This window comes from Vibrio hannami (assembly GCF_029589055.1).
Lineage (GTDB): Bacteria > Pseudomonadota > Gammaproteobacteria > Enterobacterales > Vibrionaceae > Vibrio > Vibrio hannami.
In genome coordinates this window covers 201585-226055 of sequence record NZ_JARQZP010000007.1, presented here as the reverse complement: position 1 = coordinate 226055, position 24471 = coordinate 201585, and the positions used below count along the sequence as shown (strand labels likewise).

Annotated in this window: 21 protein-coding genes and 1 pseudogene; 10 read left to right on the top strand and 12 right to left on the bottom strand. The window is 44.2% G+C overall.

What is annotated here, in order from left to right:
- Nucleotides 1-20: 20 nt before the first annotated feature.
- From nqrE to P7F88_RS15320, 6 genes are all read right to left on the bottom strand, one after another.
- Complete coding sequence (gene nqrE / locus P7F88_RS15345) at nucleotides 21-617, bottom strand: NADH:ubiquinone reductase (Na(+)-transporting) subunit E (protein ID WP_277826107.1); 597 nt, start codon at nucleotides 615-617, stop codon at nucleotides 21-23.
- A 6-nt stretch (nucleotides 618-623) separates the two neighbouring features.
- Nucleotides 624-1259 (bottom strand): NADH:ubiquinone reductase (Na(+)-transporting) subunit D, encoded by a 636-nt coding sequence (locus tag P7F88_RS15340; protein WP_277826105.1) that lies wholly within the window; start codon nucleotides 1257-1259, stop codon nucleotides 624-626.
- Nucleotides 1259-2029, bottom strand: a complete 771-nt coding sequence (locus P7F88_RS15335) for a Na(+)-translocating NADH-quinone reductase subunit C (RefSeq protein ID WP_277826103.1) — start codon at nucleotides 2027-2029, stop codon at nucleotides 1259-1261. The genes P7F88_RS15340 and P7F88_RS15335 overlap by 1 nt, the downstream gene beginning before the upstream one ends.
- Nucleotides 2019-3257 carry an NADH:ubiquinone reductase (Na(+)-transporting) subunit B gene (locus P7F88_RS15330; protein WP_277826101.1) on the bottom strand — a complete coding sequence of 413 codons (1239 nt, stop codon included), beginning with the start codon at nucleotides 3255-3257 and terminating at the stop codon, nucleotides 2019-2021. Before P7F88_RS15330 ends, P7F88_RS15335 begins: the two co-directional genes overlap by 11 nt.
- A 3-nt stretch (nucleotides 3258-3260) precedes the next feature.
- Nucleotides 3261-4601: a Na(+)-translocating NADH-quinone reductase subunit A gene (locus P7F88_RS15325; RefSeq protein WP_277826099.1), complete on the bottom strand. Its 1341-nt coding sequence runs from the start codon at nucleotides 4599-4601 to the stop codon at nucleotides 3261-3263.
- 424 nt (nucleotides 4602-5025) lie between these two features.
- Nucleotides 5026-5334 carry a BolA family protein gene (locus tag P7F88_RS15320; protein ID WP_277826097.1) on the bottom strand — a complete coding sequence of 103 codons (309 nt, stop codon included), beginning with the start codon at nucleotides 5332-5334 and terminating at the stop codon, nucleotides 5026-5028.
- Nucleotides 5335-5493: 159 nt separating this feature from the next.
- On the opposite strand from P7F88_RS15320, the gene P7F88_RS15315 reads away from it, so the two are divergent.
- The 8 genes from P7F88_RS15315 (at nucleotide 5494) to P7F88_RS15280 (ending at nucleotide 13431) form a co-directional block, all read left to right on the top strand.
- The gene (locus tag P7F88_RS15315; protein ID WP_277829196.1) at nucleotides 5494-6621 is read left to right on the top strand and encodes a methyltransferase; all 1128 of its coding nucleotides are present in this window, start codon (nucleotides 5494-5496) and stop codon (nucleotides 6619-6621) included.
- 51 nt (nucleotides 6622-6672) lie between these two features.
- A complete protein-coding gene (locus P7F88_RS15310; RefSeq protein ID WP_277826095.1) occupies nucleotides 6673-7245 on the top strand; it encodes a YajG family lipoprotein in 573 nt (190 codons plus the stop codon).
- Nucleotides 7245-7790, top strand: a complete 546-nt coding sequence (locus P7F88_RS15305) for a peptidylprolyl isomerase (protein WP_277826093.1) — start codon at nucleotides 7245-7247, stop codon at nucleotides 7788-7790. The genes P7F88_RS15310 and P7F88_RS15305 overlap by 1 nt, the downstream gene beginning before the upstream one ends.
- A gap of 69 nt (nucleotides 7791-7859) precedes the next feature.
- Entirely contained in the window at nucleotides 7860-9206 is a 1347-nt protein-coding gene (locus P7F88_RS15300; protein WP_277826091.1) for an AmpG family muropeptide MFS transporter, read from the top strand.
- 589 nt (nucleotides 9207-9795) lie between these two features.
- Entirely contained in the window at nucleotides 9796-10611 is an 816-nt protein-coding gene (locus tag P7F88_RS15295) for a nucleoside-specific channel-forming Tsx family protein (protein ID WP_277826089.1), read from the top strand.
- A 113-nt stretch (nucleotides 10612-10724) separates the two neighbouring features.
- Entirely contained in the window at nucleotides 10725-11612 is an 888-nt protein-coding gene (panE, locus tag P7F88_RS15290; protein ID WP_277826087.1) for a 2-dehydropantoate 2-reductase, read from the top strand.
- A 1-nt stretch (nucleotide 11613) separates the two neighbouring features.
- Entirely contained in the window at nucleotides 11614-12210 is a 597-nt protein-coding gene (locus P7F88_RS15285; RefSeq protein ID WP_277826085.1) for a DJ-1 family glyoxalase III, read from the top strand.
- 15 nt (nucleotides 12211-12225) lie between these two features.
- On the top strand, nucleotides 12226-13431 hold the full coding sequence (locus tag P7F88_RS15280) for an aminotransferase class V-fold PLP-dependent enzyme (protein WP_277826083.1): 1206 nt from the start codon (nucleotides 12226-12228) through the stop codon (nucleotides 13429-13431).
- 249 nt (nucleotides 13432-13680) lie between these two features.
- On the opposite strand, the gene csdE is transcribed toward P7F88_RS15280, so the two are convergent.
- The 4 genes and pseudogenes from csdE to P7F88_RS15260 form a co-directional block, all read right to left on the bottom strand.
- Nucleotides 13681-14112 carry a cysteine desulfurase sulfur acceptor subunit CsdE gene (gene csdE, locus P7F88_RS15275; RefSeq protein ID WP_277826081.1) on the bottom strand — a complete coding sequence of 144 codons (432 nt, stop codon included), beginning with the start codon at nucleotides 14110-14112 and terminating at the stop codon, nucleotides 13681-13683.
- A gap of 121 nt (nucleotides 14113-14233) precedes the next feature.
- Complete coding sequence (gene tcdA, locus P7F88_RS15270; RefSeq protein ID WP_277826079.1) at nucleotides 14234-15043, bottom strand: tRNA cyclic N6-threonylcarbamoyladenosine(37) synthase TcdA; 810 nt, start codon at nucleotides 15041-15043, stop codon at nucleotides 14234-14236.
- 168 nt (nucleotides 15044-15211) lie between these two features.
- Nucleotides 15212-16303 (bottom strand): annotated as a pseudogene (mltA, locus tag P7F88_RS15265) (murein transglycosylase A); the annotation flags it as partial.
- Nucleotides 16304-16324: 21 nt separating this feature from the next.
- Nucleotides 16325-16792, bottom strand: coding sequence for a DUF2850 domain-containing protein (locus P7F88_RS15260; protein WP_277826077.1), 468 nt, complete (start codon nucleotides 16790-16792; stop codon nucleotides 16325-16327).
- 210 nt (nucleotides 16793-17002) lie between these two features.
- On the opposite strand from P7F88_RS15260, the gene argA reads away from it, so the two are divergent.
- Both argA and P7F88_RS15250 read left to right on the top strand, forming a co-directional pair.
- Nucleotides 17003-18340, top strand: coding sequence for an amino-acid N-acetyltransferase (gene argA, locus P7F88_RS15255; protein WP_277826075.1), 1338 nt, complete (start codon nucleotides 17003-17005; stop codon nucleotides 18338-18340).
- Nucleotides 18341-18527: 187 nt separating this feature from the next.
- Nucleotides 18528-18713, top strand: a complete 186-nt coding sequence (locus P7F88_RS15250; protein ID WP_277826073.1) for a hypothetical protein — start codon at nucleotides 18528-18530, stop codon at nucleotides 18711-18713.
- 55 nt (nucleotides 18714-18768) lie between these two features.
- Here P7F88_RS15250 and recD read toward each other — a convergent pair whose 3' ends face one another.
- Entirely contained in the window at nucleotides 18769-20832 is a 2064-nt protein-coding gene (gene recD, locus P7F88_RS15245) for an exodeoxyribonuclease V subunit alpha (RefSeq protein ID WP_277826071.1), read from the bottom strand.
- The gene (recB, locus tag P7F88_RS15240) at nucleotides 20825-24445 is read right to left on the bottom strand and encodes an exodeoxyribonuclease V subunit beta (RefSeq protein ID WP_277826069.1); all 3621 of its coding nucleotides are present in this window, start codon (nucleotides 24443-24445) and stop codon (nucleotides 20825-20827) included. Before recB ends, recD begins: the two co-directional genes overlap by 8 nt.
- Nucleotides 24446-24471: the final 26 nt, after the last annotated feature.

Below are 24471 nucleotides of genomic sequence, written 5' to 3'. Positions count from 1 at the left end.
TATTGTGTCGTTTACCCGACTTACAGTTGAACACCAGAGAAAGACATAAAGCCTAACGCCATAAGACCTACCGTGATGAAGGTGATACCCAGACCACGAAGGCCAGGAGGTACATCAGAGTACTTCATCTTCTCACGCAGACCTGCAAGAGCAACGATTGCAAGCATCCAGCCAACACCAGAACCAAAACCGTATACTACTGATTCTGCGAAGTTGTAGTCACGCTGCACCATGAAGGATACACCACCGAAAATCGCACAGTTAACTGTGATTAGCGGCAGGAAGATACCCAGTGCGTTATACAGAGGTGGGAAGAAACGGTCGAGTACCATTTCAAGAATCTGTACCAATGCAGCGATTACACCGATAAAGGTAATGAAGTTAAGAAAACTTAAGTCAATACCAGTTACCAGAGCACCATCTTTCAGGATCAGGTTGTAAAGCACGTTGTTCACAGGTACTGCAATTGTCAGTACTACGATTACCGCGACACCAAGACCGAAAGAGGTTTTAACTTTCTTAGATACCGCAAGAAACGTACACATACCTAAGAAGAATGATAGTGCTAAGTTCTCGATAAAGATCGAACGAACAAGCAAACTAATATAATGTTCCATTTCGGCTTACTCCTTCGCTTCAATCTGTTCAGGTCTTAGAATTCGGATAATCCAAATCATGAAACCAATCAGGAAGAACGCAGATGGTGCCAGTAGCATCATACCGTTAGGCTGATACCAACCACCGTCAGATACAAGAGGAAGAACCTCCATACCAAATAGCTTGCCTGAACCAAACAGTTCACGGAAGAAGCCAACAGTGATAAGTACGAAACCATAACCAAGACCGTTACCAATACCATCAACCAGTGATGGAAGTGGCTCAGACTTCATTGCATAAGCTTCAGCACGACCCATTACGATACAGTTGGTAATAATCAGACCAACGAAAACAGATAGCTGCTTCGAGATATCGTACAGGAACGCTTTTAGGAACTGGTCTACCACAATTACCAGAGATGCGATGATTGCCATCTGAATGATGATACGCACACTGTTTGGAATGTGGTTACGGATAACCGATACGAAGAAGTTCGAAAACGCACATACAAAGATAACTGCAAGCGTCATTACGAACGCAGTTTCCAGTTTTGTTGTTACAGCCAGTGCAGAACACACACCAAGTACCTGAAGGGCAATTGGGTTGTTGTCCATAATTGGTGTAATTAGATGACCTTTCATCTCTTTAGCATCAACAGACATTATTGCAGCCCTCCTTCACGTACTTTAGTCAGGAACGGACCAAAGCCGTCTTCACCTAACCAGAAATCGAAGGTTCCCTGAACACCATTTGCAGTCAGAGTTGCGCCAGATAGGCCATCCACACCGTGGATATCGCCTGGCTGAGCACCACCTTTTACGATTTTAAGTGCTGGCTTGTAGTTTTCGTCGAACAGTTTCTTACCAACAAACTGACCACGCCAGTTCGGGTTCTCGATTTCACCACCAAGTCCAGGAGTTTCACCCTGTTCGTAGTAAGTGATACCAGAAACTGTGTTACCGTCGGTTTCAACAGCAACAAATGCGTACATCATCGACCACAGACCGTTACCGTGCATAGGAAGGATAACTTTCGATACGTCATTACCTTCTTTCACCAGGTAAACAACACCCTGATTTGCACGACGTAGAATTTTACCCGCGTCTTGATCTGCACTTAGCTTAATAGACTGAGCTGGATCTTTCGCTGCAGCACGCTGATCATAAGCAGCTGCATCACCATCAACGAACTCACCTGTTTTAAAATCTACCAATTTTGGTTCGATAAACTGCTCGTACAGTTCAGGAATGCTACCTTCTTTACCTTCAAGGCCAGCAACTGCAACGATGTTTTTCTGTTTATCCAGTACCGCATTCGCCTGTTGTTTATCACGTAAGAATACCGCAGCAGCAGAAACTACTACTGAGCACACTAAACTTACTGCGATAACAACAAACAGCGTTTTCTTAATGCTATCGTTATTACTTGCCATAGCGTGCTAGCCTCCGCTTAACGTTTTTCTCTACTACGTAGTAATCGAACAGAGGTGCAAACAGGTTAGCGAATAGAATCGCCAGCATCATACCTTCTGGGTACGCTGGGTTAACTACACGAACCAACACACACATCAGGCCGATTAGTATGCCGTATGCCCACTTACCTTTATTCGTAAATGAAGCTGAAACAGGGTCTGTCGCCATGAAGAACATACCAAATGCAAAGCCACCAAGAACCAGGTGCCAGTGCCAAGGCATGCTAAACATTGGGTTAGTATCAGAACCAATGATGTTAAACAGGAACGAGGTAGCAATCATACCGATCATTACACCCGCAATGATACGCCATGATGCGATGCCCATATAAACAATCATCGCCGCACCAATCATCAGTGCCAGAGTCGATACTTCACCGATAGAACCAGGGATGTTACCAATGAATGCGTCCATCCAGCTGATTGTTTCACCAGTGATATTGTTAACAAGAGCAGAACCACCACCCTGAGCCCACTGGCTAAGTGCTGTTGCACCAGAGAAACCGTCAGCCGCAACCCATACAACATCACCTGAAATCTGAGCAGGATATGCGAAGAACAGGAATGCACGACCAGCAAGTGCCGGGTTTAGGAAGTTTCGACCAGTACCACCGAAGATCTCTTTAGCAACAACAACACCGAAGGTAATGCCTAGCGCTGCCTGCCATAGAGGTAGTGTTGGTGGAACGATAAGAGCAAACAGGATAGAAGTAACAAAGAAACCTTCGTTTACTTCGTGTTTACGTACGATACAGAACAGAACTTCCCAGAAACCACCCACAGCAAATACCACTGCATAAATTGGCAGGAAGTAGGTTGCCCCCAAGAGCATCTTGGTAGCCCAACCAGCCTCTGTCAGACTGCCAGCAATCGCCTCAGTCAGCCAGTAGTGCCAGTTGCCAGCAATCGCGTCCGCCAGCTGAGCACCTTCGTACAGAGCCGTAAGACCACCAATCGCCTGATGACCAGCGTTATACATACCCCAGAACATCGCAGGGAAAACCGCAAGCCACACCATAATCATGATACGCTTCAGGTCAACACTGTCACGAACGTGAGCGCTGCGCGGAGTTACTGTTCCTGGTGTGTAGAAAAGGGTTGCGGTCGCTTCGTAAAGCGGGTACCACTTCTCATACTTACCACCGGACTCAAAATGCGGTTCTAAGTCCTCAATAATCTTTTTAAGCATGGATTACCCTTCCTTCTCTATTGTATCCAGGCATTCACGCAGCATAACGCCGTACTCTGATTTGCCTGAACAAACATAGGTGCACAATGCTAAATCTTCTTCGTCTAGCTCAAGACAGCCAAGACGCTGAGCACTATCCACATCACGTGCGCATAGGTCACGTAGAAGCGGTGTCGCTTCCATATCCAGAGGCATCACTTTTTCAAAGCTGCCGATTGGAACCATTGCACGCTCACCACCATTCAGTGAAGTCGTCATGTTGAATAACTGACCTTTGAACAGGTGGCTAAGGAAAGTTTTACCTGCAGAGAATTTGTTCTTACCAGGCATTGCCCAGCCAAACAGTTCTTTCTCACGACCTTCACGCAATACAGATACCTGCGTATGATAACGACCAAGGTAAGCATGAGGGCCAGCAGCTTTAACACCAGAAAGAACACTGCCTGAAATTACACGAACTTCACCTGGCATCAGCTCACCATCAACGATGCCTTCAGTGGAAGCACCAAGTTGAGTACGAACTAAACGAGGATTAGTCACTACAGGGCCCGCAACCGCTACAACACGGTCAGTATAGATTTCACCAGTCAGGAAAAGCTTACCGAATGCAATCACATCCTGATAGCCAATGCTCCACGCAACGTGGTCCATATCTACAGGGTAAAGGAAATGCATGTGAGTACCCACAAGCCCGGCTGGGTGCGGACCAGAGAATACATGCTCTTCTACTTTAGATAGCTCACTACGCGGTAGGCTTGTGCCTTTTTTACAGACATAAACCTGACCGTCGGTCAGTGTGGTTAACAGATCAAGACCAGCTACGAAAGCTTCAGATTGCTCATTAATAATGACTTCAGGATCAGCTGCTAATGGATTGGTGTCCATTGCAGTAACGAAAATCGCCTGAGTTGAAGAGTCAATAGCGGGTACCTTGCTGAACGGACGAGTACGCAAAGCGGTCCATGCACCAGAGTCGACCAACTGCTTCTTAACCACTTCACGGTCAAGGTTAGCCAACTCTTTAGCATCATAGCTGTCGAAAGTAATCTGCTCATCGCCAGCCACTTCAATCACAACAGACTGAAGTACTCGCTTAGCACCACGATTAATTTCAACAACTTTACCACTTGCAGGAGAAGTAAAGACTACGCCAGGGTTCTTTTTATCAGCAAAAAGAATCTGGCCTTTTTTTACTTCATCATCAACGCGGACATGCATGGTAGGTCGCATGCCAACGTACTCTTCGCCAAGCAAGGCGACTTTTTTGACAGCTTTGCCGTCATTAATCACCTGGGCGGGAGCTCCCGAGATCGGAAGATCTAAGCCCTTCTTTATTGTAATCATACGCACTTGCACTATTTTATCGGGAAAAAGATTCTTTTGATTGCGTAGTTATAAGACACGACATTTTGTGTCCGGATTTGACACTAGATCGTCAAAATCGCAACATCCTATTAATAACACCTGACACTTACTACGTCAGCATCAGGTTCTCCAAGTTCGACAGTTTAGCATTTTTACGCACAGCGATGCCACGCCCAACAGGCGCATAAATGCTTTATTTTTCTTCATATCGCATTAAATATTTAAACAAAGTTTAATAAGTTTGACCTACAGCACAAATGTTCGAATATTTCTAAAAACATGACTAAGAAGAACATAAAACAGACAAAATTAACCTTTACATTTTTTATTTACAGTGTTGTAAAAAGGTTAATTAACATATCGAGATTACGTTTCTTATTTGTAACATTCACGCGCAGTATTATTACTTATCACCACCTTTGCAATGAACGGATTCGGGCTCTGCTTCATTTCTGTCAACCCACTCTTGTTTTGTAAACGTGTGGATGGATAGCGCATGTATTGCTTCTTCCAGCTCTTCAGACAGTGTTGCGTTTACTTTTCTGTGCCTCGCTATCAACCTTAAGCCTTCGAATTCTTCACTAACTACTACGACTTTGAAGTGGCTCTCTGAGCCGGGAGGCACGTTATGAAGGTAACTTTCGTTTAAAACCTGAAGATGGCTTGGGCTAAACGCGCTTTGTAATTTTGATTCTATAACTTCCTGAAGCATGAAATTCCCTACTCCTGATGCGGGCTAGTATGTTACTTAAACCCTATTGTGACTGTAATACCTATTTGTGAGTATATAACGAGCGCTAGAACACGGAACCGTTATCTGCCACAATATTCTCATTATTTCTCGCAATATCAAGAATCCCAAATGAGTGATGTGAAAACCGAACTCAAACTATTAGACAAATCCTTAACTCTCCATCGATATCCCAAAAGAGCCAATGAGACGCTCCAGGCATGGGACGCGGGTGACGAGTATCTGATCAAATATGTCGAAGAGCTAAACCTGCCTGAGAACCAGAACATTCTTATTCTGAACGACAATTTTGGCGCTTTGTCATGTTGGTTATCTGAGAAACATTCTGTATATATGATGAGCGACTCCTTTATCTCTCATAAAGGTACGCTTAAGAATCTGCTAAGAAATCAGTGCAATAAAGTCGAGTTTTTGACTGCAATGGAGTCGTTGCCAGAAAGCCTGGATCTGGTTCTAATGCAGATTTCCAAAAACAATCGCTTTCTTGCCTGGCAACTCCATCAGTTAAATACCCAGTTGCCTCATAACTGCCCAGTAGTCGCTGTAAATAAAGTCAAAGAGATCCATACATCTACTCTGAAGCTGTTCGAGCGCTATTTAGGTGAAACGAAAACCTCTCTGGCCTGGAAAAAACACCGACTTGTTTTCTCGACGCCGGATAAAAGCTTCACGGAGAAAGTAAACCCTGTAACCGAATGGGCTATAGAAGGTGATATCCGGTTAAAGAACTTACCAAATGTTTACTCAGGAGAAACTCTGGATTTGGGTGCTCGCTTTATGCTTGAGCATATCCCTTCAGATCCAGAACTAAAGCATGTCCTGGATTTGGGGTGTGGCAACGGCGTTTTATCCGTAAGAGTGGCGCAGCTCAATCCACATGCGAAGATCACCAGTGTTGACGAAAGCTTTATGGCGACAGAGTCAGCAAAAATGAACCTAGAGAACAATGTCGGAAGTGAGCGTGATTTCGCTTGTATTACGAACAACTGTCTGGATGGATTTGAGAAACAAGATGTGGATCTAGTGCTTTGTAACCCACCTTTCCATCAGCAGTATGCAATAACGGATCATATCGCCTGGCAGATGTTCTGTGATGCTAAGCATGTTCTTAACACTGCTGGCAAATTATTAGTTATCGGTAACCGCCACCTGGGCTACGATGTGAAACTTAAACGCCTTTTCGGTAAATCTCAGGTAAAAGTTATCGCATCAAACCAGAAATTTGTTATTTTACAGGCGACTAAATAGGTTGTACTTCGCCACTGAACGGCAGAATTACAAAGAAAAAGGAAACTTACTATGAAAAAGATGTTCGTTGCTGCATCACTAGCGTTTTTGGCAGCTTGTTCTTCCACGCCTCAGGAGCCGCAAGTCAACTTTGCTCCAAAAACAACCACCAGCCAGAATAAGATGGTGGACAACCTTTCTTTTACTCTGGACAGCAAGGACATTCGTTCCGCTCAATATGTCGCTTTGGTCGATAGTGGTAGAAACAATATCCAGCCGATCCATGCACAACAAAACATCCGAATCACTCTGGAAACAGCGCTACAAGAGCAGTTCCGTTCTCAGGGCTATATGATGTCTGTAAACAGTAAGAACAGTGTCGAGTTAGAGATCGTTGAGCTGCTGGTTAATGTATCTCACAGCGTGATGGAAAATGAGATGGATGCAAAAATCACACTTAAACTGACCGCAGAAACCCCCGAAGGTAAGTTAGTTAAAACTTATAACGGAACAGCCAGAAAAACCGGAACATTCAGCGCTTCAGATGCACAAATTGAAATGGTTGTGAACGATATTTCAAGCCTGGTGCTAAAAGAGATCGCAAATGACCAGGAACTAAATAGCTACATGAAGGAAAGATTCTAATGCGCAACTTTTTAATTTCTCTCGTATGTTTGTTTAGCGCTACAGCGTTTGCCGCACCTACCGTTTTATTTGAAACAACTTTAGGCGATTTTGAAGTTGAACTTTATTCTGAAAAATCCCCGGTTACGGTTAAGAACTTCCTTAAATATGTAGAAGATGGTAGTTACGAAGGTTCTATCTTCCACCGTGTGATTCCTCATTTTATGGCCCAGGGTGGTGGATTCGACACCGACTTTAAACGTCTGCCAACTTATGCTCCAATCAAGAACGAAGCAAGCAACAGAATGACAAATGATGCGGCAACTATCGCAATGGCACGTACCAGCGACCCACACTCTGCAACCCGCCAGTTTTTTATCAACTTCGAAGACAACAAAGCACTGGATTATATGCATGGTAATGATGGCTATGCCGTGTTTGGTAAAGTTGTTAAAGGATTCGATGTAGTCAAATCCATGGCTAAGCAAAAGACAGCGTCTATCGGTGGTTATCACGATGTTCCTGTAACAGCAATTGTTATCAACAAAGTCTCAATCAAAGAATAATACAATAATGGCCTCTGATTCAGAGGCCACTTTTCTTCTCCCGTTCAGTCAGGCAAAAGGGATTTCACAATGACCAGTAAGATGTCTTGGGGCGAAACTATTCGCAGTTATATGGATAAACGCCTTTTATGGGTGTTTATGTTGGGGTGTTCCAGTGGTTTCCCCTGGGTATTGATTGGCTCAAATATGTCTGGCTGGCTTAAAGATGCCGGACTAACGCGCGCTGCCATCGGTTATTTTGGTTCGATATTCGCCGTCTATGCGATTAACTTTCTTTGGGCTCCACTTGTAGACAGAGTTAGACTTCCTGTATTAGGTGCTCTCGGGCAACGACGTAGCTGGGTGCTGCTTTGCCAGTCTGTGATTCTGGTTTGCACTCTGGCCATCGCTGGTATCGATCCAGCTAGTAACCTGATGTTTACGTCAATGCTGGCGCTAGGCATCGCTATCGCGTCCGCAACACAGGATATCGCGGTAGATGCATTTCGTATCGATACTTTCCCTAAATCGGAATCCAGTAAACTTCCACAAGCTTCGGCTATGGCAGTTATAGGTTGGTGGACGGGATACTCGCTACCGGGTTATTTAGCATTTATCAATGCGGATAGCATCGGCTGGAACGGAGTATTCTACGGTATGGCCGCGGTTATCGTACTACTGATGGTCTTTACCCTTCTGGTTGGTGAACCAAAAACCGAACGCGAAAGGTTGCAAGACGAGGCTGAAGCGCGCCACAGTAAAGTCGTTGGTTCCAAAGTCACAGCATGGCTAACCGTAACAGTGATAGAACCATTCCTCGACTTCTTTAAGCGCAATGGTGTACGTGTTGCGCTAACGTTGCTGCTGTTTGTATTCCTGTTCAAGATCGGTGAAGCCTTTCTTGGTCGTATGTCGATACCTTTCTATAAAGAGATCGGCTTTAGCAATGAACAGATTGGCCACTACTCGAAATTGATAGGTTGGTGGGTTACCATCTTCTTTACTCTGGTGGGCAGTATGTTCAATGTGAAGTTTGGTATCGTGCGTGGTCTGATGATTGGCGGCATAGCGATGGCGGCAAGTAATTTAATGTTCTCATGGATCGCGAATGTCGGTCCAAATGAAAACCTATTCCTTGCAACTATTATCGTGGACAACTTCACCACCGCGTTCTCAACGGTTGCTTTTGTTTCCTTCCTCACAGTAATGACAGGTCAGGCTTTCTCAGCAACTCAATACGCCCTGCTGGCTTCGCTCGGTAACTTTGGACGCACAACACTGGCCTCTTTCAGTGGTGAACTTGCTGATTACCTGAATGACTGGTCACTGTTCTTTATTATTACCGCGCTTATGGTCATTCCAAGTTTGCTTATGCTTTGGTCTCTAAGACACTATTTCCACGATCTACTGGAAAAAGCAAAAGCGAGAGAAGACTAAAAACTAACCCAGCATTTCTCACTCTGCTGAAGGCCGCGTTATCAATTGATAACGCGGCCTTTTTTACAACTCAAGCTAACATCCTGATAACAAGGAGTTTAATTAGACAGAGATTGAGTTCAAAATTTTAAATCAAATACTTGCAACACAAGCAAAAATGAGTCTTGTAAATATTAATAACACACTTTAATCCACTAGCCATATTTGCCTCCAGAACCCTTTATACAAAAGGGCTTTCTAAGGAATGATAACTATTTTTGTTGTTTATAATACGGCAATCGAAAAAACCATTCACATCATAAATATAACGCTAGATCACTTTATTTATGCAATTTCATGTAACGTTAACTAGAAAAGTAAAAAGTTCCGCAACCGACTGTCATTTTGAGATAAAAATCACACAAAATTTACATTATTGCATCCGCTATCACTTTTATTTGAGATTTAAATCGATATGATTCACCCCGAAATGAAAACGGCGTATGAATTATCCACAGTTTAATTTGTACCCAGATAAGATAAGCAATGCTTATCAATGTCAGATTGGTGAGAATAATATTTTCACTCAAACAAACATAAAGAGTCCCTTATGCGTAAATCACTTCTTACTCTTAGCCTTTTAGCGGCAACTTCTGCACCAGCTCTAGCAGCAGACTACTCAGATGGCGACATCCACAAAAACGATTACAAGTGGATGCAATTTAACCTTATGGGTGCATTTAACGAGAAAGGTGCAGGTCCAGAGTCAACTCATGATTACCTTGAAATGGAATTTGGTGGTCGCTCAGGTATTTTCGATCTTTATGGTTACGTTGATGTATTCAACCTAACTTCTGATTCAGGCAGCGACAAAGCTGGCGCAGATAAAATGTTTATGAAGTTTGCCCCACGTATGTCTCTAGACGCAGTAACTGGTAAAGACCTATCTTTCGGTCCAGTAAAAGAGCTTTACGTTGCAACTCTAATGGAGTGGGATAACAGCGTTAATAACCAGAAAATTGGTCTAGGTTCTGACGTTGAACTTCCATGGTTTGGCAAAGTAGGCATGAACCTATACGCAACATATGCTGGTTCTCAGAAAGATTGGAATGGTTTCCAGTTCTCTACTAACTGGTTCAAGCCTTTCCACTTCTTTGAAAATGGCTCATTTATCTCTTACCAGGGTTACATTGATTACCAGTTTGGCATGGATGACAGCGCAGGCAATAAGTTCAACACCACTTCAAGCAATGGTGGTGCTATGTTTAACGGTATCTACTGGCACTCTGACCGTTACGCAATTGGCTATGGTCTGAAATTATACAAAGACGTATATGGCTTCAAAGATGGTGAAGCTCTACCATGGACTTCAACAGTTGAATCTTCAGGTGTTGGTCACTACATAGCAGTAACTTACAAGTTCTAATTGAAGTTGTAATAGTTCATCCCCGAAAAAGGCGCTATCCAGCGCCTTTTTTGATTGGTTTTTTACGCCATCCTCGCTATCCTTTGCCCAAATTTCTTTCCGGGATAAACGCTTTGAATATCACTGTATTGGGCGCGGGTGCTATTGGCTCTCTCTGGGCTTACAAACTTGCAGAAGCAGGACACAATGTTTCTGTCTGGACCAGAGATACAACTCAAACTAGGTTCGCTATTGAGTTAGACGAGAAGCCTTTAAAACAGTTCACTGCAAATAGCTTTGATACTTTAGCTGACAGCGACTTGCTGCTGATTACCGTAAAAGCCTGGCAGGTAAGAAAAGCGTTGCTACCTATTCTGAACAGGCTTCATTCCGAGACTATCCTTGTTTTTATGCATAACGGGATGGGTGCGGTTGATGAAATAAAAGCAGAAATTGAACGTTTTCCAGTAGTATTAGCAACAACAACGCAAGCCGCATATAAACCAAATGCCAATAAAGTTCTGCATACCGGAAATGGTTCAACCCAGTTAGGAGCATATAATACAGCAGGTAAACAATGTGCCTTCCTTGCTGAAGTATTTCAGCATGCTCTCCCGGAAGTAAGCTGGAACAAAAATATATCCAATGCATTATGGAATAAACTCGCTATCAACTGCGCCATTAACCCACTTACTGCCATTTATCAGATTACAAACGGTGAGCTGAGTGAAGAAGAGTATCAACCCTCATTGGAAAAGGTCGTAGAAGAAGTCTCTCTGGTTATGTCTGCAGAAGGTATTGAAACAGACCAATTTGCCCTACTAGAAAAAGTGAAGGCGGTGATATCAGCAACAGCAAGAAACCACTCCTCGATGCAACAGGATATCTATCATCAAAGAAGGTCAGAAATTGACTATATTAATGGGTACTTATGTCGAACTGCTGATAGACACGCAATTGACGCCCCTGAGAACAAAAAGCTGTACAATCAGATCAAACAAATAGAACAAGGCTGGAAATAACATGAGCAAAAAAGTACTTGTCCCGATTGCTCCGGGAACAGAAGAGATGGAAGCCATTACCATCATAGATATCCTTGTTCGAGCTGGTTACGATGTAACCACTGCCAGTGCCGATTTTGATGGTAACCTAACAATGAAAGCTTCCCGGGGCGTGACTCTGACTGCAGATTGCAAGCTGGTTGATGTCGCTGATGAAGAGTTTGATGTAATTGCCCTGCCCGGCGGGGTTGCCGGTAGTGAAGTATTCAGAGACAGCACTCTCCTTGTCGAGATGGTTAAGCAACAAAAGTATGATGGACGCTGGATGGCGGCTATCTGTGCAGCCCCTGCTCTGGTTCTGCAAACCCATAATATCTACCCGGGTGCACTCATGACCTGTCACCCTTCTTTTCAGGAGCATATCCCAGAGAAACTTTGGCGTGTAAAACGTGTAACAACGGACATCAACAATAAGCTGATCACGAGCCAGGGACCAGGCTCTGCTCTTGAGCTTGCAATGGAAATTATTATTCGCTTGTCCGGAAAAGAGCATGCGTGGAAAGTTGCCGAACCTATGGTGACTCTGCCAAACCTTCACTACAACGAATTAGGCGAATAGAGGAAAGAGACCAAAGTGAGTTTTGATGTAACCAGTATTCGCCAGCAATTTCCAGCATTAGATAACAGCGAGCTAGTTTATTTTGATAGTGCGGCCACGACACAAAAACCAGCATGTGTTATCGAAGCGATAAAGCGCTATTACAGCATGCAAAACGCAAACGTCCATCGCGGTAGTCATAGCCTAACCGCCCATGCAACCAATCAGTTTGAGCAGGCCAGAGCACTGGTTTCTCAATTTATTGGTGCAAACAGCCCGAAAGAGATTGTCTGGACTCGCGGAGCAACGGAAGCACTTAACCTTATCGCTCAAACCTACGCGAGAAGTACGCTCCAGGAAGGTGATGTGATTCTTGTAGGTGAATCAGAGCATCACGCTAATATTGTCCCGTGGCAAATCGTCGCAGAGCAGACAGGAGCTACCGTTATTCCTATTCCGGTAAAAGCTGATGGTCATCTTTGTCAGGATGCCTATGAGTCTTTACTAAGCAATAAGGTAAAACTGGTTGCTATAGCGCAAACCACTAATGTCACTGCGACCAGAAACCCAATTGAAGCCATGATTTCTGAAGCCCACAACGTCGGGGCGAAGGTTGTTATTGACGGCGCACAGGGCGTGGTACATGAAGAGGTTAATGTAGCGGATCTTGATGCTGATTTTTACGTCTTCTCAGGTCACAAGCTCTACGCACCGACCGGGATTGGTGTTCTTTATGGCAAACAAGCGCTTCTGGAGCAAATGCCACCGTGGCATGGTGGCGGGAAGATGGTACAAAAAGTATCTTTTGGTGGAACAACCTACTCTGAACTCCCGGGGAAATTTGAAGCAGGAACACCAAATATCGCCGGAGCCATAGCATTAGCTGAGGCGATTAACTGGTATCAATCTTTCGATAGGCCTGAAATAGAAAATCATATCTCCACGCTTCAAAAAACGGCTTACCAGAAGCTAATCGCACTCGATGACGATATTAAAGTGATTGGATACCAACCCGGTTCAAGTGTGATCAGCTTTGTGATGGAAGGCGTTCATCATGAAGATATAGCTACGCTATTAGACAAGCAGGGAATCGCCGTTCGCAGTGGTCATCACTGTGCCCATCCGTTAATGGATGCATTCGACATTCCGGGAACTGTTAGGGTTTCTTTTGGGATTTATAACACGCTTGAGGATGTAGAGAAGCTGATCTCTGCGTTGGAGAAAGCGTTAGATATATTGTGACGCATATAGAATCGGCTTGACGAATATGGTTCCACGAACCACTCAAGTCTTCCCTGATCGTTTAAACAAGGGCATCCATGCCCTTGTATGTTCGTTCCACCATATTCATCAAACCTAACAACGGTCTGCCTAAGTTCGCTTTTAAGAGTATCTGGTCGCATCATTTCCACGATCACCGTTGGAATTGCATACCTGACTTTGCAATCTCTATGAGTATTCCCACTTCACAGCATCGGAACAAAATGTAAGTCAGTTTTTGGATACTGTAGCTTGGATAGTCTCTATAATCGCCTTCAACCCATTGCCACGAGATGCACTCAGATGCTCTATCAGACCAAGCTTTTCAAAGTAACCATTGATATCAAAACTCTGTATCTCTTCAGCTGATTTCTCGTTGTATGCCGCCATCACCAAAGCTATCAGGCCACGGACAATACGGGCATCGGAATCAGCACAGAAATACCACTTTCCGTCTTCATATCGGCTTTGCAGCCAGACCTGACTTTCACATCCGGCAACAACCACTTCTTCAGCCTTTAGCTCATCAGGCATTTTGGGGAGCTTCTTACCCCACTGAATAACTTGACGATACCTATCTTCCCAGCCTTTAAATGCAGACATGGTGCTAACAATATCTTCGGCAGAAATTTCAGATGGAAAAGGTGTTGTTGGGAAGTTCATATATCTAGTCCGCTCGTTCCCACGCTCCAGCGTGGTAATGCATACTGTGGGTTAATGACACCACATAGCATTTGGTAATTTCGGTATGCATTCCCACGGAGACCGTGGGAACGAGATAAAACTACTTACTGTGTTTTAATAGCAGCTTTTCAATAATACGGGAAACCGCCACAAAACCAAAAGTTGCGGTTACAACCGTCGCTGCGCCAAAACCGCTGGCACAGTCCATTTTTTTGGGGCCTTCAGCGGTAGCCTTTGTTGAGCAAACACTGCCGTCCGCTTGAGGATATTTTAGCTGCTCGGTAGAGAATACACACTCAATACCAAACTTGCGCTGCGGATTTTTACTGAAGTTATAAAAGCGGCGCAGGTTATCTTTGATTTTCTTTGCAAGAGGATCCTGAATCGTACGAGCCAGATCTACGACCTGAATTTGAGTCGGATCAACCTGTCCACCAGCACCACCAGTAGCTATAACTTTAATCTTGTTACTACGACAGTATGCCAAAAGCGCTGCTTTAGGCTTAACGCTATCTATAGCATCAAGAACATAGTCAAAATCTTTAGTGATGTACTCACTGATGTTTTCCGGAGTAATAAAATCATCAATCAGATTCACTTTACAATCTGGATTAATTAGCTTTACCCGCTCTGCCATCACTTCTATCTTGCTTTGACCAACCGTGCCTGTCATAGCATGGATCTGACGGTTAATGTTGGTCACACATACGTCGTCCATATCGATCAACGTCAGTTCACCAATCCCCGTTCTTGCCAGAGCTTCAACGGCCCAGGAGCCAACGCCTCCTATTCCGACAACACACACATGTGCGGCACGCAAAATCTCAACTTCACTGTTACCGTAAAGCCGACGAGTACCGCCAAATCTCTGGTCATATGAATCTGATGCTGGCGTGTCTAGTTCGCGCATGATTTGTTCCCGGTTAAAGATAGAAATAAGAAGAGTGCGTTTTATACGCACTCTTTAGTAAAAAGTCTAGCCTGAAATCTGTTGAATCAGTATGTACTAATTCGAAGCAATGGGTTGCGTTTCTTCTGTGCTTTCAGCCTTGCTTTTAAGCTCCTGCTGCAACCTTACTTCCTCAGCAGTCAGCCATGGTTTTTCTGTTGCTGTACTCTCCATTCCAAGCTTCCAAACCCGACCGAAATGTTTGTAATGACCAGCTTCTGTGCCTGCTCTTGGCCCCATGCCGTGGTAGTAATCAAGATGGTTCTCCTTCACCGCTCCACCAGTATCCAGAACGATTAAAAGCTTTAGCTGATGCGCTCCACTCCAGCTACCATCCGGATTAAGAAGCGGTACTTCCGCCAATATAGGCGTTCCCATTGGAAACAATTCTCGATCACCAGCAACCGATGACATTGGAAGCAAAGGGATCCCTGCAGTGCCACGAACGGCGTTGTCAGGTTTTGGCTGGAAGAATACAAAGGAAGGATTCTGCTCCAGCAGCTCTCTTACCGTCTCTTCATCATTTGCCATCACCCACTCTTTTATCGCCTTTAACGACATTTTTTCGCGTGGTACCTGCCCTCGGTCAATCAACACTCTACCAATGCTGACATACGCTTTATTGTTTTTGCCACCGTAAGCAAAGTACTCAAGGGTATCGTCGTCATCAAAATGAACAAAACCACTTCCCTGCACTTCCATAATAAAAGGATCTATCATGTTGGAAGCATAACCCAACTCCAGTCCTTTACCATCAAGCGCACCATCATAAATTTGCGCTCTTGTCGGGCAATCTTCCGAACAATCAGGCTTGGCATAAAGAGGATATTTGTACACATCGTCAGGCTGATGGCGAATCTCAATCACCGGAGAAAAATAGCCAGTAAACAGTACATTACCCTTTTTATCCCCGCCACCTAATTGGGCAAGCTGAACACCATAGTTTGCTAACTCAGACGGATCGCCGCTCTGGAGAATCCAGGCATTGAGTTGATCATAAAGAGGCTTATATTTCTCTGCCATAGAGGGAGAGTTTTCAACCACCTGTTCAGCTTGTTTGGAAAACGTAGTGAAGTCACGAGGTTGATGGGATTCAATAGACTCAACCTGATTTAAGTTCGACTCGAATTCAGTACCAAAATACTGCTGTCCCATATCAACTGGTTGAGCACAACCAAATAAAAAAGCAGCACACGCTGCCGGAAATAGAGGTTTAAACACTGTTCTGTCCGTTAAGTATATTTATTGATGTTCGGCTTCTTCTGCTAACGTATCCGCTTCTAATAATTCTTCCGAACCTTGTAAAACAAAAGTAGAGAGGTAATGAGCTGGTTTAACTCTGATTAAAGCAATGCTTTCATCCTCTTGCTCTTTCACCTTATATACATATTGCGTTTCACCATATACATATGTGAGTTCGCTACCGTCAAAAGTATACTGAGTATCTATGATCCTCTCGTTAACCAGAATACCACCTTCACTCACAACGAATCTGTCTCTGGCAAACTTAGGTACATTTTGCTCTATCCAGACGCCATAGATAGCTTCTCTGTTTTGCATGGCCTCTTTCTCTAAGTGCCGATTCAAGATGACACTCACTGCACCAGCAACCAACAGTAAGATGAGCATGCTTACTAAAAGCATCGCTTTCTTTAGCCTCTGAACTTCTCGCTCCGAGTTTCGCAACTGTTCCTTAGACATATCAGCCATAATAGTTATTTAGTTATCTTTATTGTATTACATAAATTGATGACACAGCTTCAATAAAACGTAATGAAATGTCTTAATCTGAGTATAACAGGAGGCGGCTCAAGATACATATCTCAAAAGCTCATAAAAAACCATTGAATAAAAATGAATTTTAATTCAAAATAATCAAATAATAATTCAATCAACTTGTATTCTAAGTATCAGGCATCTATGAAGAGCAGAAGTACAGCCTTAGTTAAAGGTTTCAGACAATCGACACCTTACGTTAACGCACACCGGGGTAAAACCATGGTGATAATGCTTGGCGGAGAGGCTTTTGATGCCGAAAACTTCACGAACATTATCAGTGATATAGCCCTGCTACATAGCCTGGGAGTCAAAATTGTCCTGGTCCATGGAGCAAGATCGCAGATTAACCATCTTCTGAAATTAAATCACTGTGAGACGCCTTATCACAAAGGGATCCGAGTTACCGATGAACAAGCCTTAAACCTGGCAATGCAGGCTTCAGGGCAGCTCCAGTTGTCTATCACTGCCCGCCTGTCCATGAGCCTTAACAATACCCCAATGGCAGGGACTCAACTTAATGTGATTAGCGGAAACTTTATTATCGCCCAGCCCTTAGGCGTTGATGATGGCGTTGATTACTGTCACAGCGGTAAAGTTAGAAGAGTAGATACGAAAGCCATTAATCAGGTGCTGGATCAAGGCTCAATTGTTTTGCTAGGGCCTGTCGCTGGCTCTGTAACCGGCGAATCTTTCAATTTGCTCTCTGAAGAAGTCGCTACCCAGGTAGCTATCCGCCTGAAAGCAGATAAGCTGATAGGTTTCTGTTCAGAGCAAGGCATTATTGGTGAAAATGGTGAAGTTATGGCGGAACTATTCCCTAGTGAAGCCGAAAGTATTCTTAAAGCACTTGAAGAAGATCAGGATCAATCGAAAGACAATAGTTCAGGTACTTTGCGCTTCTTACGAGGCGCAATAACAGCGTGCAGAGCCGGAGTCGCGAGAAGCCACCTTGTCAGCTATCAAGAAGATGGCGCTTTAATTCAGGAGTTGTTCTCACTGGATGGTATCGGAACGCAGGTGGTAATGGCGAGTGCCGAACAGACTCGAATCGCGCAAATCGACGATATTGGCGGTATTTTAGCCTTAATTCGTCCACTGGAAGAACAAGGTATCCTGGTTCGTCGTTCCAGAGAACAGCTCGAACAAGAGATTCACAAGTTCACCATCATAGAAAAAGATGGCCTTATTATCGGCTGTGCTGCTCTTTACACCTATATTGAAGATCGTATGGCAGAGATGGCATGTGTTGCTATTCATCCGGATTACCGAGATGGCAACCGAGGATTGGTTCTGCTGAATCACATCAGACAGCATTCAAAAACTCTGGGAATCGACAGAATATTTGTTCTAACCACCCACAGCCTGCACTGGTTCAGGGAGCAGGGTTTCTACGAAATTCCGGTTTCCGATTTACCAATGGAAAAGCAAGATCTCTACAATTATCAGCGTAGGTCAAAGATTCTTGCCTTAAACGTTTAAGATAATTTCAATAAAACTATTTTCTAAAACAAATAGTTATAAAAAAGCAGTAAAAATAGTATTTCTTAGTGCTTTTTTTGTACAACAAAGTTATAAAATTTACTTGCTCAGTTGGCTCATAAGTGAAGGATGCCACTCCCATACGGAAAAGCGGGGAGCATAAAACCAAATCTTTTTGAGCACAGATATGAAAACAATTGTATGTAATTCTGCCCAGAGTTTTATTGATATGGCGGAAAATGATTTTCTTAACGGGCTAAACGTTCATTGCGTTTTTCCGGTAAACGAGAGTGTTAAGAAAATGATTCTCCACTGTCAGAAAAGGCACCAAATTAGGAATATTACATTCTCTAAAGCGGTCGCTAATGCTTAGTCAGAAAAGTTAAAGGCTTAACCTATTGGTTAAGCCTTTAATTTATATGGTTTATTTAGGCTAATTTGTGTTTTAACCCGCTATTTCTCTCTGTTTTGGTTCTTATCCCTTTTGCTAAAACCTCTTGCGCCGCATATATAGAGAGGCTCTCCTTAGCACGGGTAATTCCGGTATAAATCAGCTCTTTAGTTAACACTGGGGAAAACTGTGGCGGCAATACCATAACCGGAGCACTAAATTCACTACCTTGAGATTTGTGTATCGTCATGGCAAAGGCTGTCTCATGCTCGGGAACCCGACTTGGCAATATCGACTTAATCGTTCCATCCGGCAGCTCAAAATAAACTTTCAATTTTAGCTCATTATTAATACAGCAAATACCTATATCACCGTTATATAAACCCTGCGAATAATCATTCTTAGTGACCATTACGGGTCTGCCTGAATACCAAAGATCATCTCCAGGTGAAATCGATCCTTTTTTTGCCAGGGTCTTTTCAATTTTGGAGTTGAGCCCTGAAATTCCATATTCACCGTCTCTAACCGCACACAATAAGCGGGTTTGACTAAAACATTTCAGGCTATCTTTTATTAGTACTATTTGTTTATCTCCGGTGCTTGTTTCAGCCTCAGAGATCAGGTTGAGGTAACCTGAATACCTTCCCGCCACAGAATCAATCATATGTTGGTAATAAGCATCATCCAGTGGGTACAAAGCGATATCGTCAAAACGGGTTAATACGCCAGCTAGCTCAGAAACCACACCTTCGTTGGTTACTCTGGCAAGCTGCCCTATTCCCGATCGTGCATCAAAACGATAGCTCTTTCTCAGCATACACAAACTGTCAGAAAGCGTAGATGTTCCTTGTTCCGAGATCTTAAAGTTTTGATGGCCAGTTAACTGAGAAAGCAACAATCCCTGATTCCGGCTATAACCTTGCTCTGTGAAAGAACATATATCCCCTAGCACTGCGCCAGCCTCCACGGAAGCTAACTGGTCTTTATCGCCCAGTAGGATAAGCCTTGCATGAGAAGGAAGTGCATCGATAAGCTTATACATCATTGGCAGATCGACCATAGATGCTTCATCGACTATCAATAGATCCAAATGAAGCGGATTGCTCGCGTTATGTCTGAACTCAGCTCTGCCCGGGATGGCACCAAGCAATCGGTGAACGGTGCTGCCTTCTTCCGGAATCAATGCCTTGATTTCCTTGCTGACCGGCAAACCGCCTATCGCCTTTCCTAATGACTCAGTTAATCTGGCCGCCGCCTTTCCGGTAGGAGCAACCAGCTTAATATTCAGTGTCTGACCAGCCCGATAACTCTGCTCTGCAAGAGCTGCGAGCAACTTTGCAACCGTTGTGGTTTTACCCGTACCCGGTCCACCGGAAATAACCGAAAATCGACGTGTGAGTGAAACTGCTGCTGCAACCTTCTGCCAGTTGATGCAATGACTTAGAGGCACGAGTTTATCCAGCTCAGACAATTGCTCTGCTTTATCTGCATTAGATAGAACCTTTTCGATAGCAGGCCAGTTCAGTGACTCAGTATCCACGATATCCAGATGGTCACAAACTAACTGTTGTCGGTTAAGTATATTGCCATCGCTCTCTTGCAGGGCAGTAAACAGAAAACCATATTCACGGGCAAACAGCTGATCAAGGGTTGTTTTCAGCGCTGAGATTTCATCCGAAGACATATCAATCGGCTGGCTTATCGCTTTCAGCTTGTTCGCCAGAGTCTCTTCATAGAACCAGTATCTTTGCAGGTACAGCCTTTCACCATCAAAAATCAGTGGTTTTGTATCACCCGGCAGACCAACACTAGCTGATGCAGAAAACAGCGACTTCCAGTCGACACCATCTAGCATTTCAATCAGCGTAGCTTGCTGCTGACCGAAAACACCCAACTCTCTGGAAAAATCAAACTCATTCAGACGAATGCAGATATGTCCTTTTGCCAACTCTGCACTGACTACTCCAGCGATAAACGCCAGTTGCTCAGCCGATTGCGATTCCTCAGAAGCGGACTCCAGCGAATAAACAAATTTAGCAAACTGGTAGTCCAGCTGACGAATCGCACCTTTGCGGCTAAGTTCTTCCAATGACTTAAGCATGAACTTCTCCTGCATTCTCTCCATCAATTAGCTTGTCCAATGCTTCCAGTAACTCCTGAGTAGGTTTGGCTGAAAATATCCCACTTCCCATCTTTGGTGAGTTTACTCTGTCTATCCCACGCAAGAACAGGTAATACACTCCGCCAAAATGTTGCTCATAGCTATAATCTCTGACTCTGAACTTCAGGAACCGGTGCAGAGCTAATGCGTAAATCTGATACTGGAGATCATATCTATGCTCCAGCATAGCGTTGTCCAGTGCCTCTTTGTGGTAATCCGTCACCTGATCGCCCAGATAGTTAGATTTCCAGTCCAATACGTAGTATTTGCCTTCATGAACAAACACCAGATCGATAAAGCCTTTCAGCATTCCGCTTATGGTTTGAAATCCTAACTCTCCCGCTTTCGCTGACAAAGGATCATATTTATGGGTCACCTTGTTGAGTAACGAAGAAGACAATACTGATACCGGCAGCATAAATTCCATCTCCACCAGCTTCTGGCTCTCATCTTTTTGATTCAGTAACAATGACTCACCATCCAGAGGCGTGGTTAACACGGTATCCACCAGCTCCTGAAGTATCGGTAGCCATTCTGGATCAAACTGCTCATTTTCCAGTAACTGACTAATAATGCTCTCCGTTTCTGGAGAGTCTGCAGGAAGCGTAAAGTCGATCTCTTCAAACAAGGTATGCAAAAACGTACCCGGCCTTGCCCCTTTGGGGAAGGTAAAAATGGATTGTTCCGGCTCTTCTGATTCCGCTACCTCTACATCATCGAGTGAATCGATATCCAGCCCCACAGGATCTAAGGTTAGCTCCTGATTTTCGGTTGTAGTATGCGAATGACCTTGCTTAACAAGCCCGGAATAACTACTCATCCGCCAACTACGATCTATCTCATTTTTTAACTGACTGGCTTGCAGTTCTAGAGTCTCATCTGCCGCATCAAAAAGAGCAAGCTGGATGTTGCTATCAAAAGCTTCAGCCAGTGGCGAAATTGCCATATTGGTATCTACGCTTGCCAGTTTTTCCTGTAACGAAGCCTGTAGTACATTTGCATCTGCCGCTTCACTTCCCTGAATCAAATGTCCGATAGCGCTTAGATGAGCCATCGATGGATTCTTTTTGGAGCGCCCTTTTAACGGTGCAATACCAACAAAACAGCCATAAACTGCACGAGTTAAAGCCACATAAAGCAGCCTTAAATCTTCCGCAAGTCGCTCTTTATCAGCCTGTTGAAGCGCAGACTTTTCCTGCCTGATGTCCAGAACCGTCTTCTGCTCTTGCTCGTCGTAATATTTCGCGCTTCCCGCTTCTCTGTACGCACTAACAAAGGGAAGAAAGACAAAGTCGTACTCAAGCCCTTTAGACTTGTGAATGGTCACTATCTGGACTAGATTCTTCTCCGATTCCAGCCGTTGAATTTCGTTTTCCCCGGCTCCTTTCTCACCGGAAAGTGTCTTTTCTACCTGCTCTGAGAACCAGCGCAGCAAGCCGTGATGACTTTCCATTGTCTGACTGGCTTGCTGAAGCAGCTCGGCAAGGTGCAAATAGTCGGTCAGTAACCGCTCTCCATTTTCTTCAGACAACAGGTTTTCCGCGATATGTCGCTTGCTCAGAACCGCTCGTAGCATCGGCATAACGCCGCGCTGAAGCCACAGTTTTCGGTACTCTCTGAACTCTCCCATGGTGTCATCAAGTAAGGTTTCATCATGGTTTAGCTGATCGAGCTGCTCGCTATCCAAAAACAACAACTCAGAAGCCAATACGGCTCGAAGCGCGGTTTCATCCTCAGGAGATAAGGTTGCTATCAAGATTCTTCTAATATCCTGAGCAACGGAACTGGAAAATACGCTATCTCGATTAGAGAGATAAACACTAGAGATACCTTTGCTGGCAAGTTTCTCTTTAATTAAGTGCCCTTCTGAACCTGTCCGAACCAAAACCGCAATATCACCAGCCTGGACAGTGTGACTCGTTCCTTTTGAATCCAGATAGCAAGCTTGTTCTTGCTGAGACAGTTCCAGCATGGAGTGAATCTGATTGGCGGTTGATTCCGACATTGCCTCAAGATAATCAGACTTAGGCAGAGGCTCATCACTATCCAGTGACCAAAAGCTAACTGCTGGCTGGGTTTCACCTTTTAACTTCCACTCACGCTTATCGGCTCCCGGACTATAGGTAACCGGAAGGAATGGAATATCGCTGTCATAAAGGAACGGACTGTCTGAAAACTCAAAAATCTGGTTCACCGAAGTCACCATATCGGCACTTGAACGCCAGTTGGTTCCTAATGTGTAGTGATCGCTTACTTCATTTCTGGCCTTGATATAGGTGAAAATATCCGCGCCACGGAAACCATAAATCGCCTGTTTCGGATCACCAATCATAAACAACCCAGACTCAGGGTTATTCAGATAAATACGGCTAAAAATACTGTACTGAAGCGGATCGGTATCCTGAAACTCATCGATCATCGCCACTGGATAAAGCTGCCTGATACGCTCACCCAGCATTCCTGAGTCGTCCAAATCCATCGCACCAGAAAGCTGGGTCAAAAGGTCATCAAATGAGAGCCAGCGTTTACGGCTCTTCGCCTCTTCAAGCATTTGACGGCAACTTTGTATTGCATGAGCTAACAGTGGTTCTTTAAGGCTAGGCTTGTTGGCTAAAAAAAGGCTGACTGCATCAAACACTTCATGCTGAGGTAGCTTTTTATCTTCCGGTGTCTTTTCCTGCAAAAACTCATTGGAAAACTTTTCCAGCTCTTTTGGAGGTTCATAACTGGTGGTTTCGCTTTTTGCCCAGGCGTTGATTAACTCAATCCAGGCGGGCAGATTCTTCTTAGTAAATGAACGCTTACTTACATCTGAATCATTGATGGTATTAGCCACATCACTTTCATGAGAAAGCCATTGCTGTTTAAACTCATCGACCTTTTTTAAGTTTTCAATATGCAAAGACTCAAGATCGGCCTGCATAGGCTCAACGCTTAGCTTGAGCGGACTACCTGTCAGATACGGTGAAATTGCAGAAAGCAGAGCTTTTGGTGAATCCCAGTAGCTACGCACAAGCGCAGCAAGCTGATGTGATAAAGAGTAGAAGTTTTTACGCCAATAATCAGATACCACCAGTGTTTTCAGGTAAGACTCATCGGTCACAAACTCGTTGTTAAAGCGGCTCCCAGACTCAAAGGCATTTTGCGTCAGCATGCGCTGGCAAAAGCCATGAATGGTGTAAACAGACGCTTCATCCATCTGACGCTCAGCATTTAACAGTACTCGCGCCGCCCAGTGATGATCATTAACCTCGTTCAATAGAGGTTCTATAACAGGATCACTACTTTCATGACGCATAAAGGCAATACGGGCATCGTGAATTCTCGCTCGGATTCTGTCTCTAAGTTCAGCGGTCGCAGCTTCGGTAAAAGTCACTACCAGTATCTGATCGACCGTCAGCGGTTCCTGATGACGAGTCTCTTCACTACCATGCCCTAACAATAAGCGCAGATATAACCCGGCGATTGTAAATGTTTTCCCTGTACCTGCTGAAGCTTCGATTAATCGAGCGCCGTGCAAGGGAAATGTCATGGTATTCAGCGTTTTTGCCATTCTTCTGCCTTATTTATAATTCACAT